13 protein-coding genes are annotated in these 16,239 nt (G+C 62.1%); 7 read left to right on the top strand and 6 right to left on the bottom strand.

Annotated elements, in window-relative coordinates; genetic code table 11:
* Positions 1-93 precede the first annotated feature (93 nt).
* On the bottom strand, positions 94-1,506 hold the full coding sequence (gene gndA / locus V5738_RS18320) for an NADP-dependent phosphogluconate dehydrogenase (RefSeq protein WP_423822265.1): 1,413 nt from the start codon (positions 1,504-1,506) through the stop codon (positions 94-96).
* 282 nt (positions 1,507-1,788) lie between these two features.
* Here gndA and V5738_RS18315 point away from each other — a divergent pair, with 282 nt between their 5' ends.
* Together V5738_RS18315 and V5738_RS18310 are read left to right on the top strand one after the other, a co-directional pair.
* Entirely contained in the window at positions 1,789-2,562 is a 774-nt protein-coding gene (locus V5738_RS18315) for a sulfotransferase (RefSeq protein WP_423822264.1), read from the top strand.
* A 151-nt stretch (positions 2,563-2,713) separates the two neighbouring features.
* Positions 2,714-4,051 (top strand): APC family permease, encoded by a 1,338-nt coding sequence (locus V5738_RS18310; RefSeq protein WP_423822263.1) that lies wholly within the window; start codon positions 2,714-2,716, stop codon positions 4,049-4,051.
* Positions 4,052-4,104: 53 nt separating this feature from the next.
* Here V5738_RS18310 and V5738_RS18305 read toward each other — a convergent pair whose 3' ends face one another.
* Positions 4,105-5,130, bottom strand: coding sequence for a choice-of-anchor A family protein (locus V5738_RS18305; RefSeq protein ID WP_423822262.1), 1,026 nt, complete (start codon positions 5,128-5,130; stop codon positions 4,105-4,107).
* Between the two features lie 575 nt (positions 5,131-5,705).
* Here V5738_RS18305 and V5738_RS18300 point away from each other — a divergent pair.
* Positions 5,706-6,104: a hypothetical protein gene (locus V5738_RS18300; RefSeq protein WP_423822261.1), complete on the top strand. Its 399-nt coding sequence runs from the start codon at positions 5,706-5,708 to the stop codon at positions 6,102-6,104.
* Positions 6,105-6,248: 144 nt separating this feature from the next.
* Here V5738_RS18300 and V5738_RS18295 read toward each other — a convergent pair whose 3' ends face one another.
* Positions 6,249-8,657 carry a hypothetical protein gene (locus tag V5738_RS18295; RefSeq protein WP_423822260.1) on the bottom strand — a complete coding sequence of 803 codons (2,409 nt, stop codon included), beginning with the start codon at positions 8,655-8,657 and terminating at the stop codon, positions 6,249-6,251.
* 340 nt (positions 8,658-8,997) lie between these two features.
* Here V5738_RS18295 and V5738_RS18290 point away from each other — a divergent pair, with 340 nt between their 5' ends.
* Positions 8,998-9,798, top strand: a complete 801-nt coding sequence (locus V5738_RS18290; RefSeq protein WP_423822259.1) for a PEP-CTERM sorting domain-containing protein — start codon at positions 8,998-9,000, stop codon at positions 9,796-9,798.
* 86 nt (positions 9,799-9,884) lie between these two features.
* Here the strand turns inward: V5738_RS18290 and V5738_RS18285 are convergent, their stop codons facing one another.
* Complete coding sequence (locus V5738_RS18285; protein WP_423822258.1) at positions 9,885-10,271, bottom strand: hypothetical protein; 387 nt, start codon at positions 10,269-10,271, stop codon at positions 9,885-9,887.
* Positions 10,272-10,383: 112 nt separating this feature from the next.
* A complete protein-coding gene (locus V5738_RS18280) occupies positions 10,384-11,052 on the bottom strand; it encodes a nucleoside/nucleotide kinase family protein (RefSeq protein WP_423822257.1) in 669 nt (222 codons plus the stop codon).
* A 189-nt stretch (positions 11,053-11,241) separates the two neighbouring features.
* Here V5738_RS18280 and V5738_RS18275 point away from each other — a divergent pair, with 189 nt between their 5' ends.
* Positions 11,242-12,027 (top strand): 3-hydroxybutyrate dehydrogenase, encoded by a 786-nt coding sequence (locus V5738_RS18275; RefSeq protein ID WP_423824208.1) that lies wholly within the window; start codon positions 11,242-11,244, stop codon positions 12,025-12,027.
* 82 nt (positions 12,028-12,109) lie between these two features.
* Positions 12,110-12,271 (top strand): hypothetical protein, encoded by a 162-nt coding sequence (locus tag V5738_RS18270; RefSeq protein WP_423822256.1) that lies wholly within the window; start codon positions 12,110-12,112, stop codon positions 12,269-12,271.
* On the opposite strand, the gene V5738_RS18265 is transcribed toward V5738_RS18270, so the two are convergent.
* Positions 12,268-14,409 (bottom strand): FUSC family protein, encoded by a 2,142-nt coding sequence (locus V5738_RS18265; RefSeq protein ID WP_423822255.1) that lies wholly within the window; start codon positions 14,407-14,409, stop codon positions 12,268-12,270. The two genes, V5738_RS18270 and V5738_RS18265, sit on opposite strands and share 4 nt — an antisense overlap.
* Positions 14,410-14,898: 489 nt before the next feature.
* On the opposite strand from V5738_RS18265, the gene V5738_RS18260 reads away from it, so the two are divergent.
* Positions 14,899-16,233, top strand: a complete 1,335-nt coding sequence (locus tag V5738_RS18260; protein ID WP_423822254.1) for a WG repeat-containing protein — start codon at positions 14,899-14,901, stop codon at positions 16,231-16,233.
* Positions 16,234-16,239 lie beyond the last annotated feature (6 nt).

Here is a 16,239-nt window from a genome sequence, read left to right as displayed (position 1 = left end):
GGTACTGGCCGAACACTTGGGTCGGCCAGTACCGGCTTTTAGTCGCCTACGTGAATCACGGGCTTGCGATCCACGAAGCCGGTATTGCCGAGGCTAGTCGTTCCACTGTTCGTGGAAGCTGCCCTGTTTGTCGATGCGCTCGAAGGTATGGGCACCGAAGAAATCGCGCTGCGACTGCAGCAGATTGGCCGGTAGGCGCTCGCTGCGATAGCTGTCGTAGTAGGCGATCGCCGAGGCAAAGCCGGGCACCGGGACACCGGCACGTACTGCGGTAGCGACTACGTCGCGCAGAGCATCCTGATAGCGATCGGCGATGTCCTTGAAATAAGGATCGAGCAGCAGATTGGTCAACTCGGGCGCGTTGGCATAGGCATCGGTGATCTTCTGCAAAAAGCCGGCGCGGATGATGCAGCCGGCGCGGAAGATACCGGCGATGGCGCCATAGTCCAGTGGCCAGTCGTATTCCTCGGCGGCTGCGCGCATCTGGGCAAAGCCTTGGGCATAGGAGATGATCTTGGAGAAGTACAGAGCACGGCGTACGGCTTCGACGAAGGCCTCGCGATCGCCGATGTCGACTTTCGGATCCGGCCCGGTCAGCTGTTGGGCGGCGGCCATGCGTTGGTCCTTGAGAGACGACAGTACGCGGGCGAATACGGATTCGGTGATGAGCGGCAGCGGCACGCCCAGATCCAGCGCGCTCTGGCTGGTCCATTTACCGGTGCCTTTCTGGGCGGCGCGGTCGAGCACCATATCGACCAAGTCGTTGCCGGTCTCGGTATCTTTCTTGGTGAAGATCTGGGCAGTGATTTCGATCAGATAACTGTCGAGCTCGCCGTCGTTCCATTCGGCAAAGGTTTCGGCCAGCTCGGCGTTGGACATACCGACGACGTGCTTGAGCATGGCATAGCTTTCGCAGATCAGCTGCATGTCGCCGTATTCGATGCCGTTGTGCACCATCTTGACGTAGTGGCCGGCGCCGTCCGGGCCGATATAGGTGGTGCAGGGCGTGCCGTCCGGGGCCCGGGCAGCGATTTCTTCGAGGATCGGCGCGACCAGGTCGTAGGCTTCTTTCTGGCCGCCGGGCATGATCGACGGGCCGTTGAGCGCGCCTTCTTCGCCGCCGGATACGCCGGTGCCAATAAAGTGCAGGCCGGCCTCGGCCAGTTCCTTATTACGACGGATGGTGTCCTGGAAGAAGGTGTTACCGGCATCGATCAGGATGTCGCCTGCATCCAGCAGCGGCCGCAGTTGTTCGATCACTTTGTCGGTACCGGCGCCGGCTTTGACCATCATCAGGATCCGCCGGGGTTTTTCCAACGACTCCACGAACTCCTCGAGCGAGAAGGTGGGCACGAGGTTGCGCCCCTGGCTGGCGGCGATGACTTCATCGGTCTTTTCGCGAGAGCGGTTGTAGACCGAGACCGCATAGCCGCGGGATTCGATGTTCAAGGCGATATTGCGGCCCATTACGGCCATACCGATCACGCCGATCTTCTGTTTGCTCATGTCGACTGTCCTGTATGAAAACTCGAAAACGGTACCTGAAACCGGGCGCCGACGTCTCTGTTTTCCGGTTCGTGCGGCAGCCGATCGACTTGGATACAAGCTCTAGCCGAGAGGCCTGTGCAGGTCATCGGGCATAGCCCGGGCAGCCGAAGACGGGGTGCCGGTGTATGTCGGTCGCAACGTGTTTTCGAGTAGCCGGGCGAGATCGATCCGGTCGCGATTGTCGGTTGGCTTGGACTCTGGGTATGTTAGCTAAACCAGATTTGGCGATTGGGTGCGGAAATGTTTGCTCACCTACGGCAACGGGTTCAGGACAAGACACGCAGGCTGTCGTATCGGCGCAAGGCTCGGGTGTTCTGTGTCGGCACGGCGAAAAGCGGCACCCACTCGATCGATACCATGTTCGATCGGGGGGTTAGAACCAGCCACGAGCCGGCCGACCACGAGCTGTTGTCGGTCATCCTCGAACAAGACACCAAGGAAGAGGCCGCGCGCGGGCTGGGTCCGAGGGTTCGCGAGCGGGTCGAATATCTGTGCCTGGATGTCGATTCATCACAGCTGAACTTCTTCATCCTCGATGCCTTGCTCGCCGAATATCCAGACGCGCGGTTTTTATTGCCGATCCGCGAGCCAAAGCGCTGGCTGCGCTCCTTCATCGACGATTCCCTACGGCGTGAGACGACCCCGGCATGGCAGGCCTTTCGCGACCTGCGGTTCGGCAGCGACACGCCGCACCCGCCCGAGGAAGCCCCCTTGGCCCGACGCGGTCTATACACGCTCGACGGCTATCTGGCGTATTGGCATTGGCATAACCATTGCGTGCTAGAGCGCGTCCCCGAACAGCGGCTATTGGTGTTTCCGACTCGAGATATCGACAGCCGAGCCCGCCAGATCAGTCGCTTCTGCGGTATCGACGAGCAGCACGTGAATCCACAGGGCACCCATGCGTTTAAAAACGATCGCCGCTTCGGGGTGCTGGAAGAGCTCGATCCGGATTATCTGCAATCCAAGATCGATGCTTATTTTGATTCCCGGTTACAGGCTCTTGTGGGTTAAACCCTTGAAAACCCAACCCGTCAGATGACTCTGTGGCTTTCCGCGACCTGCTCGGCGTGCTGCAATGCGCCGCTGCCACAGGGCGAATAGCCAGCCGCCATGGTTCCTCGTCTGTCTTCAATTCATCTATCTCGGTATCGGAGCCGTCTGAATGAGCGATCCCCAACAACACACCCCCGGGCTGGAACGCAGCCTTGGGCTCGGCGCAGTGGTACTCACCGGGGTGGCCTATATGGCGCCCATGATCGTGCTCGGTACCTTTGGCGTTGTCGCCGAGGCCTCGAACGGCACGGTGCCGACCGCCTATATCGTGACCCTGATCGCCATGCTGTTCACGGCCTACAGCTACGGGCGCATGGCGCGCGCCTATCCGGTGTCCGGCTCGGCTTATACCTATGTCGGTAAGGGAATCGGGCCGAAGTTCGGGTTCCTGGCCGGCTGGCTGATTCTGCTGGACTATTTTTTCCTGCCGCTGGTGATCTGGCTGATCGGGGCCTCGTTTCTGTCGACCGAGTTCCCGGGCGTGCCGATGGGGGTTTGGGTGGTCGCCTATATCGTTTTGACCACCGCGCTCAACATCATCGGCATCCGTGTCGCCACCGGGGTGAACTCTGTACTGATGGCTTTCCAGGTCCTGGTGCTGTTGATATTCGTGGGTCTGAGTCTGGCGCATTTTTTCAACGCCGATACCGGGGCCAATGCACTGACGCCGTTTTTCAACGAGCATACGACGCTGGCGGCAATTTCGGCCGGCGCCGCGCTGGCGGCCTATTCCTTCATCGGTTTCGATGCCGTGACCACGCTGACCGAAGAAACCAAGAATCCTAAGCGCAATATCCCGCTGGCGGTGGTCATCACGGCGCTGATCGGGGGCGTGGTCTTCATCATCACCAGCTATACGGTGGAGTTGGCGCATCCAGGCACGCATTTCGAGCAAGTCGATTCGGCTGCCTTCGAGATCGCGACCACCATCGGGGGCAACTTCTTCGCCGCGGTATTCATCGCCGGCATGATTGTGACCCAGTTCGCCTCGGGAATCGCGGCGCAGGCCACTGCCTCGCGACTGCTGTATGCCATGGGCCGTGACGGTGTGCTGCCGCGTCGGGTGTTCGGCTATGTCGCGCCGGGACTGCATACCCCGGTGTTCAGTGTGGCACTGATCGGTATCGTCGGTCTGGCGGCGCTGTTTTTAGATGTCAGCACGTCGACCTCGTTTATCAACTTCGGCGCCTTCAGTGCGTTTACGCTGGTCAATCTCAGCGTGATCGTGCACTTCTGGCGCCGGCGTTCGACGGCCGGCCCGGGCAGCATCATCGGCTGGCTCATCGTGCCACTGGTCGGTGCGGCGATCGATGCCTATCTGCTGTATAGCCTGGATACGCCCGCGCATGTGATCGGCGGCATCTGGCTGTTGCTGGGGCTGGGCATGCTGGCGTGGCTGACGCGCGGTTTCCGTCAGGCACCGCCGGAAATGGCGATCGAGGAATAGTCGCGGGTCGTGCCGGTCGGGGCGGCGTAGCCCCGGCCGCTGTTATCGTCAGGTCAAACAGTCGACGCCGGGGTGTGCTCGGCGTCCAATACAGTCCGCCGCGCACGGCTCGCGCGGCGGCGGCTGCGAAACAGACCGAGGCCGAGAACGCCCGCGAAGAACAGCAGCCAGACCGGCGGCTCGGGGATATCGGCCGAGGGCGGCTCGGTCGATGGGAAATCGTTGCCGAAGCCCGGTAGATGGACTTCGCCGCGCTGGTAGAAGCTGCCGGCGACCACGCTGCCTTCGAGATTGTTGGAATTGGTGATGGCGGCCTCCGGCGCCAGGATCGAACCGCGGAACTGGCGTTGGAAATCGATCGCCGAGGCGTCGAAGAAATTCCAGATCAGGCTCGTCTGCAGCGATGAATAATCGCCCAGAAAATTCGCTGCGATCGTGCCGGGGTTCCCATCGACGTTGATCAACAGTCGCGACGTGGCATCGCCTGAGACTTCGATCTCATTGACGCCGTTGAAAAAGTCCCCCGAGATATTGAATACGGTTAGGGCTTGGTTCGGATCGGCGCTAAAGATGGCCCGGCTGCCGTTCATGCGGATCGATCCGTTGCCGGTCTCGCCTGCCAGGGCGCTCGAGTAGCCCCGGAGTATGGATTCGAAATCCGGTATCGCGACCGAGGCGCTGGACCGGAAATTACCATGGCTGCTATTGGCTTCGACGGTGCCGCCCACGGCAGCGCTGCCGCCGTTCATGGTCAGGTGACTGACGTTACCACCGATTAGTGCATTGCCATTGCTGTTGACGTGCTTATCGCCGCCCGAGACGTCGCCGCCTACGATCAGGGCCGGATAGGCCGAAGCAGCCGCTTGGCTGCCGTGTTGAAAGAAATCACCACCGTTGCCCGTTAGATCGCCACCGACATAGGTTCGGCCGTCGACATGCGAGTTGGTATCCAGGTCGTCGAAGACGACGAGATTGTATTGATTGAGAATATCGCCCGCGGTCAGCGCAGTCGCCGAGGCCGTGCCCAAGCTGCTCAGAGCCAGGCTGGCGATGAATAGGGCCGTTGTATAACGGGTCATGAGGTGGTTTCCTTCAAACAAGGCATAGAATCGGCCTTGCAGTCGTAATCGGAATGAGCGGGTTGGCGGGCTGAAGCCGTGGTGCTTGAAAAGCGATTGACGTACCGATCTCGCCAAACAATATGACGGCTCGGGTTATTCTTTAATCTATGTTTTTTCGAATTCCAGTCGTGGCTTTAGCCGAGGGATCAGGCGATCGGGCTTCGGCAGCGGCCTCTATTGAAGGTCCGGTTCGATACTGCTTATCGGCCGTTGCGGCGAATAATTGAGCGGCGAAACCAAGGCGATGATGTGTCTTGCCTGGATTGCCAGACGGCGGGCCGCGGTCGAGCTGTCGTTAGGATCGCAACTCAGCCCCGATGAGCGTCGCGGGTGCGCCGCCCCGGTCGTAGTATCCTGCGTTATTCCGAGGGCGAGTTGGGCGTTATCTTAATAACGTAATGATTCTTATAATAAAAAAGCTTAGCTTTGGCTGTGTCGGCATTTGGGGATTGATTTATTCCCAGGGAGGCCGTAATAACTGTTTCCTGTAAAAAATTGCGAACGGCCGGATAGCGCCGTGACAGGAGACACTTATGTATGCCAATAAAGAACCGAATTTTTATTCACGCTTGCCGGTGATGCTGATCGCCGGTGTGCTCGGCCTCGGTATCGGCGGCCAAGCCTTGGCGAGCGGTTCAGACGATGTCGACTCCGTGCCGAAGCAGTCCCAGAAAGCGGCGGCCGAACAACAGGCCGGTGACGCAGCGATGGATTCGCGGATGGCGCCGACGCAGAACTCGACGGCAACCGGGCGCAACCCCAAAGCCAATACCGTGCAACAGACCCCGGCAGCCAAGACCAGCCCGGGCATGGACCGTCAGAACAAGCCAGAGGGCGCTGAACAGAAGGGCGGGGACGACTCCGTCCTGCCCCGTATGGCGCCGACCCAAAACACCCAGGGTACGGGCGAGAAACAGATCGACGGATCCTGAACGGGTCGTCTCGAAAGCGAAGGGTAGGACTTTGAGATCGCTGATCGGGCGATCGCTCGTGCTCAGGAGGCCGGATCGTTGCGATCCGGCCTCTTTGGTTTCCAGCCTGTAACCGGCCGAAAGCACCGGGCTTAATGTCCGGGATCAATCCTGAGCGTCGATCCTCCGGGGCACGATGGCAAAGTTCGGATAGTTGCCGTAGTCCGGCTTGTCACTGCGGGAATCGAACAACTGCCAGGCTTCGGTGCCGTTATCGTGACCGCTGTCCACCGCCATGGCCAAGCCAATTTGCAGGTTGGCCGGATAGCCGGTGGCCGAGCCTGGGAATTCAACCATTTCGTTCTGGTGATAATGCCCACCAGTACTGTTGTTCAGGCGCAGCAGCATGTCGGAGCTATTGCAGTCCGTGCCGACCAGGCGCGGGAAATTGGCGGCATAGACCTCGGACATATCGTCGTAGATAGCCGCATTACGGCTGTCGCGTACCCGGAGCTTGTATGCCGAGGCTTCCAGCCAGCAAAAGCCACGGGCAGGTTGGTCCGTCCAGTCGGTCATACGCCCGATCTGGAACGCTGCCAACCAGCGCAGGAACGGCTCGGCGCCAGGCATCTCCTGCTCTGCAGCGTGGCCTACGGCCCAAGTGAAGAAATCGGTCTGCCAGGGAGCGACGCCTACGCGTTGTTGGCCGTCGACCGAATAGGTGAACGCTTCGCCGCCGACCAGCGTATGCAGTGGATTGACGCCGGTGCCGACGTAGTAGTCGTTGTAGTCCGACAGTATGTTGTCGATGAGGCCGTTGTAATACGACTTCATTGGATCACTGTCGGGGGTAGCAAAAGCAGCGTCGCTGATATCACGCAGCGCCCAGGCCTGGGCCCGGATCTGCCCATGGGCCCGACGCAGGATCCCCTGGTCGTGCTCGCGATAACTTTCGTTGGCCCAGAGCTCGTCATAGGAGGCCGCGAACTGCATCTCTTCGAGATAGTAGTAGTCGCCGGTCACCAGATAGGACAGATAGCCGATCGACGGCTGATGGGCGATATCGTAGTCGTAGGGCGAATGGCAGTCGCCATGGCACTGCGGTAGCAAATCGTCCTGATACTGGCTGCCGGCGCGTTCGGCCCAGCGATAGTTGGCCAGGGTCACATACGGGTGATCGGTGATCTTGAGCGGCCGCCCGGTAGCCCGGTCTCGGTAGTGGAATCCGTAGCTGCCGACCGCACTGTCGTTGGCCAGCATCCAACGCAAGGCCCGGCGATCGCCGGAGACGGCGTAGGTGGAACTCCAACGTGGCAGCGGGCCGATCGAGGCCTGGGCGCCTGTATTGGCCATATGCGCCGTCTGATCGCCGTTATCCATGGGCGGAAAACTTTGCGAGACCGAATTCAGGAATGCGCTGCCCGGCGTGACGTCGGCGTAGTTGGAGATCGCGCCGCTGGCCTGTAGATATTCGGTATCAGGGCGTGCATAGACGGCTGGACGGCCCTGCCACCAGAGCACGTGATGCCAGCGGGCGTTCAGATAATGGGTCAACCCGTGCACGGGATAGCGGGTATCGCCAACGGTCAGGTTGGCGTTGTAATGCAGATTCTGCGGGTCGTCTGCATAGGCCCAGTCGTTTTCGACCACGGTATCCACCCGGGCCCGAGTGATGCCGCCGTTGTCGCCGGCATAGGCACGGATATGGAAATACACCGCCAGATGAGGAGCCGCTTCGTTATCGCTGGTCACCGGACCGCCGACGATCCACTCCGAGGTCAACGGCCCGGATAGCCAGTGCTTGCATTGATCGCCCCATTGCGGGCAGCCCGATGACTGGGCCTGGCGCAGCAGATTGCGGGCATTCACGCGATAGCTATGCCCCTGTTCACGGAAGGTGATGCGCCCATCGAAATCGGTGGCCAGCAGATCGTTGATCGAGACCGGGCGATTCGCGTTGCTCGACGAATCGGTTCGAGCCAAGGCAACTGTCGTGCCCTGTGAATCCGGTGATTGCGGCAGACGCACAGTGATGACGGCATGGCGTAACGAACCATCGTCCCAAGTGGCCTTGGGGTCGACCTGCGTGGGCACAACACGGCCCTGGACTTCCGCTACGACGCTCTCGCCCTGGGGCACATCGCCTTGCTTGAAGACCTGGCCCAAGGTAACCACCCGGCCGTGGGCATTACCGGTCGATTTGGCCTGGAACGTGACTACCGTCTCGCCGGCCGACGGGGGTGATCCCCCAGCATTGTCGCCGCTGTCGCCGTTGCCGCCGTTGCCGCCGTTGCCGCCGTTGCCGCCGTTGTCGCCGTTGTCGCCGTCGCCGTCGCCGCCGTCGCCGAGTGAGATATCGCCTTCGGGGCCGTAGGTCACCGAGTCTTGCTGGGAGTGCAGCTCCGGCGTGCCACCGATCAGGGTCGTGGTGGTGTCGAGCGTAGTCGTTGTATCGAGGGTCGTGGCCGTATCGGAGGAGGTTTGCACCGCACTGTACTCGGCTGCGACAGCCGCATGGGTCATCACCAGCAGCGCAGCGCCGGCCAAGAGTTTTCCTGGGGTCGGATTGTTCATGAGTTTCCTAAGTCGCCATCCTTTTTTCAAAGCACTCGTATACCGGTATGCGACTTTTTGTCGCACCCGTTCGAAGCCGTTCGGCGCCACCCCCTCTGGCGCTTTGGACTCCGGACGTTACTGACCGGGGTTCGGTTGGCGAGGACAGTAGGCAGGCATTGGAGGGATGTCAAATAATTCGACACTAACCAGCCGACAAAGCGGTCAACTGTCAGAGTTTTTTACACATTGTCGCTATGGTTGGTTCTTAAGCCTTTTTATATCTTTTAAAACATATGTTTGCGTGCTCGGCATCAAACTTGCCTAGGGCTCAAAGGTTATACAAAACGAGGGATTAACAATGTCTAAGCCGGCCTTTATTCCATGGTTGCGATTGCCGGGTTTGAAAACCGGTCTAGCGCTAGGCCTGACGCTGGCGGCGATGAGCGCGCAGGCCGCGGTCATCGGCGCCGACACCGATGTGTTTCAGGACGATCGCTCGGCGATCGATTTTAGTGGCCTGACTACAGGGACCGTCGATCCTGTATACAGTGCGGCTCCCGGGGCCAATGCCCCCACGGTATCGTTTGGCAGTTATTTCGAAGGCCAGTCGCTGGCAACGGATGGCGCCTGTGCGGCTTATAGTTGCTTCAACGGCAACCCGACCGCCGGTCTGGCGCTGAATGCAGCCGCGGACCCGGTGTTTTCGGCCAATGCCAACAACGCACCGAACAACCCGGTACTGTCGGGCTCGCCTGCAACGCTAGGACCGATCTCGATCCTGTTCAGTACCGATCAGGCCGCGGTCGGCGTGTCGGTCGGTTATGCCCAGGCCCTAGGGGCCGAGCGGGTCACGGCGTTCGGCCGAGACGGCAGCATTCTCGCGTCGATCGTCAACGACAGCATTGGCTTTTCGTTCCTGACATTGGCCAGCGACGAGGCGAGTGCCGAGATTGCCGGGATTCAGATCACCCGTACCGGCGAGACGGACAGTGGCTTTGTACTGGACAGTCTGTTGTTCGGCGGGCCCGAGCAAGTCAATGCGACCCGTCCGACGCCGCCCCCTGCATCGGTTCCGGCGCCGGGCAATCTGGCCCTGTTCGCATTCGCATTGGGGCTAGTGCTCATCGCCCGGCGGCGGGCGCGAGACCCTGCCTGCTAGCGTCGTTTATAGCCCAGGCTAGCGGCCGGTTTCATTGGGCCGCTAGCCGCCTTGGTGATCGGGCGCCTGAAGCCACCCACGCCGGCTCAACGATTCTCGCCGGGGCTGGTTTCGGCGCGCCGCTCGGTACAATCCCAGACCCGTTGGTAATCCGGTGCACCGTGTTCTAGACAATAGCGTGCGGTCTGGGCGATCGGGTCGCCGGCGGCCGCGGGTGGGGCGAGATCGTGCTCGGACAGCCCGTGTTGGGAGAGATAGGCGCGAAACTCGCTGCGATTGCGGTTCTGTAGCTGCTGGCACATCAGATAGGCCTCGCGGTCGCTGGGCCACTGCTGCAGACAATAGCGTCCGGGATCGGGCGGTGGTTCGGTATAGGGGCCGACCTGACAGCCGCTAAGTAGCCCTATCCCCAGCAGCAGAACTGGCGTTACGGCAACGAAAGGCCAGACAACGGACATCCTGTGGCGCAACATGGCAGTCCTCCTGCGGCAGATCATGCCAAAGCCGGGGCAGCTTCGAGTCGATACGAAAATGCGCCCGTCGATATTGTCTTGCAAGCCGCTTGGTTGCCCTCCATGCGTCCGTCTAATCGGCGAATTCGGCACAGCCGCCGTTCCAGCGCAGGATTCGGTCCGCCCGGGCCGCGGTCGGCCTGATGCGCTCGGCATTAGGGCGGTCGGTCGCGGCGACCCAGGCCCGCGCATCGGCTGGATGCCGCCCGAAGCGCTCGTGCCGGGCCACCAGCCATTGTTCGCGCTGCGTGGTATCGACGTCGAGATACCAAATCGTGTCCAGCTGTTCGGCAACGCCAGGCCAGGGCGCCTCTTCGAGCAGCAGGTAATTGCCCTCGGTAATCACCAACGGCGTACTGGGTGCCACCGCCAGGCTGGCCGCAATCGGTTCCTCGATCTCGCGATAGAAGCCCGGCGCGTACACGGTTTCGGCGTTATATCTGGCTTCGTGAAGGCGCGCCAAGAGCGCCCGATAGCCCCCAGCGTCGAACGTATCGGGCGCCCCCTTGCGCTCGGCCCGCCCAAGGCGTTCGAGCTGCTGCTGGGATAGATGAAAGCCGTCCATGGGCACCACGACCGCGCGGTCTTCCAGAGCCTCGACCAACGCAGCTGCCAGCGTGGATTTGCCGGCCGCCGGGGCGCCTGCCAGGCCTAGAATCCGGCGTTGCGGGCCTGCAGCCAGGGCGCGCAGCGCCTCGAGTACGGCGGGGGCGATCGTAATCTCGGGCAGGTGTGGGTGCATTCGGATATCCAACGGAAAAACAAAACGCGAGGCGTTCGAAAGCGAAGCCGGAGCGAGACCGGGGCGCCAGTATTGTCAACTGGCCAAGCCGGCTCAATATCGAGCGTGTCATAGCGTGCTTGTCAGCACGCAGCGCGTGCCGGATATTGGCCGTATTCATACTGCAAAAGCTGCTCAGCTGTGTCCGAAATCCATGCCTCCGATGCTGCGCCCTCTACCGAAAGCTCCCGAGCCGCCCTGGTTACGGGCGGCGCCAGCGGCATTGGCCGGGCGGTCGCTCGGACGCTGCTGGCGCGCGGCGATCGGGTCCTGGTCGTGGATCTGCCAGGTGCCGACCGTGCGGCAGTCGAAGCCGAGGGTGCCCTGTTCTTTGCTGCCGATCTGACCGATGGGCAGGCCTGCCACGAGGCAGTCGCAGCCGCCGTCGCGCATTTCGGGCGGCTCGATATTCTGGTCAACAACGCCGGCTTCCAGCATGTCGCGCCCATCGAAAGCTTTGAGGCCGGTCGCTGGCGGACCATGATCGATTTGATGCTGACTGCGCCGTTTCTGCTCACCCAGGCCGCCTGGCCGCATATGCGCGAGCGCGGCTGGGGGCGAATCGTGAATATTGCCTCGATCCATGCCAAGGTCGCCTCGCCTGGCAAGGCGGCCTATGTCAGCGCCAAGCACGGCCTGCTCGGCTTGACTCGTACCGCGGCGCTGGAAGGGGGCGAGCACGGCATTACTGCCAATGCGCTGTGTCCGGCCTATGTACGCAGCCCGCTGGTCGAAAATCAGATCGCCGATCAGGCGCGCTTGAACGATCTCGACGAAGACACGGTGATTCAGAACGTCATGCTCGACCAAGCCGCGATCAAGCGCTTGATCGAGCCCGACGAGGTCGCGAGCATTGTCGCTTATCTGGCCTCGGACGCCGCGGCCGCGGTCACCGGGGCGGCGTGGGACATGGATCTCGGCTGGACCGCGCGCTGAATCTTGGAGCCGCGCCGATCCGGCTTGGGAGCGCGGCCTTTCAGCGTTGGATAATAGCAGCAGGACGAAGCCAAGGAAGTCTATGTCGACACTCTGGATCGTAATCGGGATCGCCGTCTTGATCGCGGCTCTCGCGGTATTTTTCATCTGGTATCAGAACCGGCGCTCGCGCGAATCGTTTAGCCATATCGATCACAGCAAGCTCAACGACCTGGACCAAGACGGCTGGGACGACGATCGTTAACCTGCTGCCGGCGCCGGCGCCGGCGCCGGCGCCGGCGCCCGGTCATCGGTTGTCGAGTCGAAGGCGTTTTCATAATCTGCCAGGCCGGAAGACACGAGCTCGGCGCAGACGCTGGCGCGAATAGCGACCCGGCGCTCGGCATCGGCCTCGATCGTGACCGCATGAGCGAGAAGTCGTTCCGCCAGGCGGTGCATTGCCCGGCGTCGGGCGCTGATATGTTCCAGTGAGGTGGGCCGACGGCCGGCAAAAATCGCCCGCAGCGCGTCTAGCTCGTTGCGTACCGCGGTCGCCAGGGCGGGGGGCAGATCGACGCGTTCGCTCAGAACCACCAGCGAGCGGGCCTCGAGCCCGATATTGATGGCGGCCAGAACGGCCTGTCGCGCCGAAAAATGAAATGGTGCATCCATCTCGTTGAGCGCAAGCGAATTCAGTCGATCGTACATCCGGGTTTCGAAGCGTTCACGAGTATGTCGACGGCCATCGGCCATTTCATCGAAAACCCCCATCATCTGCTCGCGCAGACGCTGACGCGGCGAGACCGGCAGGACCAGCCGGAAGGCCAGCACGGTCAGTGCGATGGCGCCGAAAATGCCCATCACGATCTGAATATAAGTCGTGAAACTCGGCAGGCCGCCGTTCTGGGTATGCACCAGTAGCGCGAACATGACCACCGAAATCCGCCCCGGCAGCGCCAGGTTTGGATCGGTCATCGCCAGCCCGCCGATGAACACCACCGGCATCATGGCCAGCATCAGCATGGCGAAGCCGCTCGCCTGGGGCAGCACTAGGAAATCGACCACGAACGCGGCCATGGCGGCCATCGCCAAGCCCTTGGCAAAGCCGCCGGCCGCGGCCTCCGGGCTGGGTAGGGTGGCAAAAATAGTGGTCAGAGCCGACAGCAGGATCATCAGCAATATCGAAGGCAGCTGATCATGAAAGTTGACCCATACCAGGCCGCCCAGTGAGACCGCGGTCAGTGTGCGCAGGCTGTTGCGAACGGCATGCTTGATATCGATCGGCTGGCCGAACTCGGAACGACGCGCGATGTGCGCGCTCGGATGTTCGCGTTCGGCGATCAGCAAGCCGTGCGTGACCAAGGCTGCGCGTGCCCGGCTAGCCAACGCTGCGGCCCGGCTGAGTACGACCCAGTCGGCGAGTCGACGCGGCTGTTCAGCCTGTCGCGGTTCGCGGGCGATCGCCAGGATCTCGTCGTAGGCCGTGTCAAAGGCCTGCTTGGCATGTTCCGGATGATGCGGCTCGGCGAGCAGGCGTCGGGCCGGTTCGGCGAGCGCGGCCACCGGGCGGGTATCGACGGGGCCGGTATCCGTGGTCAGGTAGATATGCAGCGACGAGGTGGCACTGATCAATGCCAGAATATCGTAGTCCAAGCGCCGCGCCAGGCGGTCGAAGTTGGCGAACTGCGGCGACTCGTAGCGGATATATTGGCGGGTCTGTTCCAAGGCTAGGGCCTGGGCGGCCAGAGCCTGCAGCGCCGGATGCGGGTCTTCCAACGCCTCGGTGCTTGCCTGCGGCGCGTTGTCTTCAGCGTCATGCACGCCGGATAGCGCCGCGACCCGGCCGAACTCCTGCGCCAGATCGCCGAGCAAGGCGATACGAGCATTGAAGTAGTTGCGGATGCCGGCCGGTGGCGATGTCAGCACGTTCACCACGGCCGACACCACTGCGGCCAACACACACTCCGAAACCCGGGTCACCGCGATATCGAAGGGGGGCTGATTGAGCGAATGCGACAGTATGACCGTGACCCCGGCGATGAAGCCGGCGATCGCGAAGCCGTAGGACAGGTTGTTGCGCAGCAGGTTGGCAAAGAACGCGCACAGTGCAACCCAGATTGACAGCGCGGCCGCGCTCAGTTCGTAGCTCTGGGCGAACAGGGCCGTGATCGCCAGCCCGGCACAGCCGGCCACGATAGTGCCGGCCGCCCGTGCAAACCCCCGAACCACGGCCATACCGGCCATCGGCTGGATCATCACCGCGACTTCTAGAGAAGCCCAGTACGGCCGGTCTAGTTCGAGCCACATCGACAGATACAACGCCGACGACATCGCCAGACACAGCCGGAGCGCGAATAAAACCTGTTCGGTGGAGGGCGTCAGCAGCCAGGCGAGGCGGTTCATGGGCGCTACTATGCCGTGTGATGTAGCTGCGATACAGGCCCCTTGAGCAATCGCGGTGGCCGAGCGGGCCGAGTGCGCCTGCCACGATCCACCGGGCAACAACGCGCCTACGAAGGCGCGCCGCGACCCGGGGCGGTCGCGGTGTCGCACGAGCCGGCCCCAAATGGGCCCTGAACAACGACGACGAACGGCCCGATCAGCCGGGGCGCATGTTGCGTTGTCGTACAACGTCCGCGAGCCACAGCAGGGGATAGCGGCTGGGTCGTAATCGTGGGGTGTGCGCTGCCTTCGAGCGGAGCCGCCTGTGCATTAGGGCTGTCCTGCCGCGTTGCACGGGTCGGCCGTGGCGGGCCCAATGCGGCGCTCGTATTAAACCGCCATGGCGGCTGGACTGTGGCTCGACCGATGCGCGATAGCCCTTGGGCTATGCTGTGCCCACGCGAACGCGGGCCCGAGCGCCCGTGTTGTTATGGGTCCAAGGGGGAGTCGATGTTGAAACCGAATTGCCGACGTGCACGCTATCGTGGTGTGTTGTTTTTATTGCTCGCCGGGTGTGGGCTGACCCACCTTGGCCAGGCAGCCGATAGCCCAGCGTCACTGGCGTCGCGTTTGTTGCCGATCTGTGTACACGAGCATATGCAATCGCGCTGCGGTCTATTACAGCGCGATGGGCAATGGGCAGTGACGCCGCGCTATGAGGCGCTGTATGTACGCGACGACGGCTGGCGTTTCGAGCGCGACGGCAAAAGCGGTTTGTTGCATACCGATGGCAGCCCCTGGCTCGATGCGAAATATCAAACGATCGGGGCGTTTCACCACGGCTATGCCCCGGCCGGCAAACGCTGGACCCAGAAAGGCTTTATCGATCGTCGCGGCCACTGGGTGATCGCGCCGAAATATGCCTCGACTGGCCCCCTGGTCGATGGGCGCGCGCCGGTGTGTCGCTCGGACGATGGACAACGACGCTGCCACTATATCGATCGCGACGGCGGCATCGCCTTCGATGGCGAATACGCAAAGGCCGGCGTCTTCAAATACGGCATGGCCGTGATCCAGCCGGTCGGCTCCAATACGATCTCCACCCGCGGGCGGCGCGTGGGTCTTATCGACCGCGAGGGCCATACGCTGATCGAACCGGCATCGCGCAATGCCCTGCACATACTCGGGCCCGATCGTGTATTGGAGGCCAGCCGCGATCGCTATGCGCTCATCGATCCTAGCGACAAGACCCTGTTCGAGGTCGCCCACGATGGCTTGCTGATGAGCGCGGGCGCCGGGCTGCTGGCTTATCGGCCCACCCCATCCAGCGGGATTGGGCTGCGGCGGATAGCTACCGATGAAGTCGTGGTCGCCCCGGACAACGGCTATGCGACGCGCCCGCGTTTTGCCCACGGCACTTCGACAGTATTGGCCGCGGGGGCAGCTCAGGGCCCGCGGGTGATGCTGATCGACCCCCGTGGCCAGATACTGATCCAACCGGGGCATTACCAGGGCATCGGCCCATTCTTCGACGGTGTCGGTCCCGTCAGCATCGAGCGCGGCCACTGGCAGCTTGTAAATATTAACGGTAAGACCGTCACCAACGCTGACTATGCGCGCCTCGAGCCGGCCTGGAAGAGCGCCAAGCAGACCCATCGCGTCGGCGATGTATGGGCCGCCACACCGGCCGACGCCGTGAGCGACCGTATCTGGATCGATTCGCGCGGGACCACGCTGGCTCGCCGCGAAGCACTCGACTGCGGCACCGAAATCGTTCGCAACGGCGCCGGAGCGATCATCTGGCCGAGCGAGCTTGATGCCGATTGTCGGGCTGGCGACACATAACCCTGG

This window comes from Salinisphaera sp. SPP-AMP-43, from assembly GCF_049568105.1.
In the GTDB taxonomy this organism is placed as follows: Bacteria; Pseudomonadota; Gammaproteobacteria; order Nevskiales; family Salinisphaeraceae; genus Salinisphaera.
The sequence above is the reverse complement of the archived record's forward strand: the minus strand, read 5'-3'. Positions and strand labels throughout refer to the sequence as shown.

Excerpts from the sequence above, each read along its gene's own strand:
- V5738_RS18280 (WP_423822257.1), bottom strand. The coding sequence starts at position 11,052 with ATGCACCCACACCTGCCCGAGATTACGATCGCCCCCGCCGTACTCGAG.
- V5738_RS18290 (WP_423822259.1), top strand. The coding sequence starts at position 8,998 with ATGTCTAAGCCGGCCTTTATTCCATGGTTGCGATTGCCGGGTTTGAAA.
- V5738_RS18270 (WP_423822256.1), top strand. The coding sequence starts at position 12,110 with ATGTCGACACTCTGGATCGTAATCGGGATCGCCGTCTTGATCGCGGCT.
- V5738_RS18260 (WP_423822254.1), top strand. The coding sequence starts at position 14,899 with ATGTTGAAACCGAATTGCCGACGTGCACGCTATCGTGGTGTGTTGTTT.
- V5738_RS18315 (WP_423822264.1), top strand. The coding sequence starts at position 1,789 with ATGTTTGCTCACCTACGGCAACGGGTTCAGGACAAGACACGCAGGCTG.
- gndA (WP_423822265.1), bottom strand. The coding sequence starts at position 1,506 with ATGAGCAAACAGAAGATCGGCGTGATCGGTATGGCCGTAATGGGCCGC.
- V5738_RS18285 (WP_423822258.1), bottom strand. The coding sequence starts at position 10,271 with ATGTTGCGCCACAGGATGTCCGTTGTCTGGCCTTTCGTTGCCGTAACG.
- V5738_RS18300 (WP_423822261.1), top strand. The coding sequence starts at position 5,706 with ATGTATGCCAATAAAGAACCGAATTTTTATTCACGCTTGCCGGTGATG.
- V5738_RS18310 (WP_423822263.1), top strand. The coding sequence starts at position 2,714 with ATGAGCGATCCCCAACAACACACCCCCGGGCTGGAACGCAGCCTTGGG.
- V5738_RS18265 (WP_423822255.1), bottom strand. The coding sequence starts at position 14,409 with ATGAACCGCCTCGCCTGGCTGCTGACGCCCTCCACCGAACAGGTTTTA.
- V5738_RS18305 (WP_423822262.1), bottom strand. The coding sequence starts at position 5,130 with ATGACCCGTTATACAACGGCCCTATTCATCGCCAGCCTGGCTCTGAGC.
- V5738_RS18295 (WP_423822260.1), bottom strand. The coding sequence starts at position 8,657 with ATGAACAATCCGACCCCAGGAAAACTCTTGGCCGGCGCTGCGCTGCTG.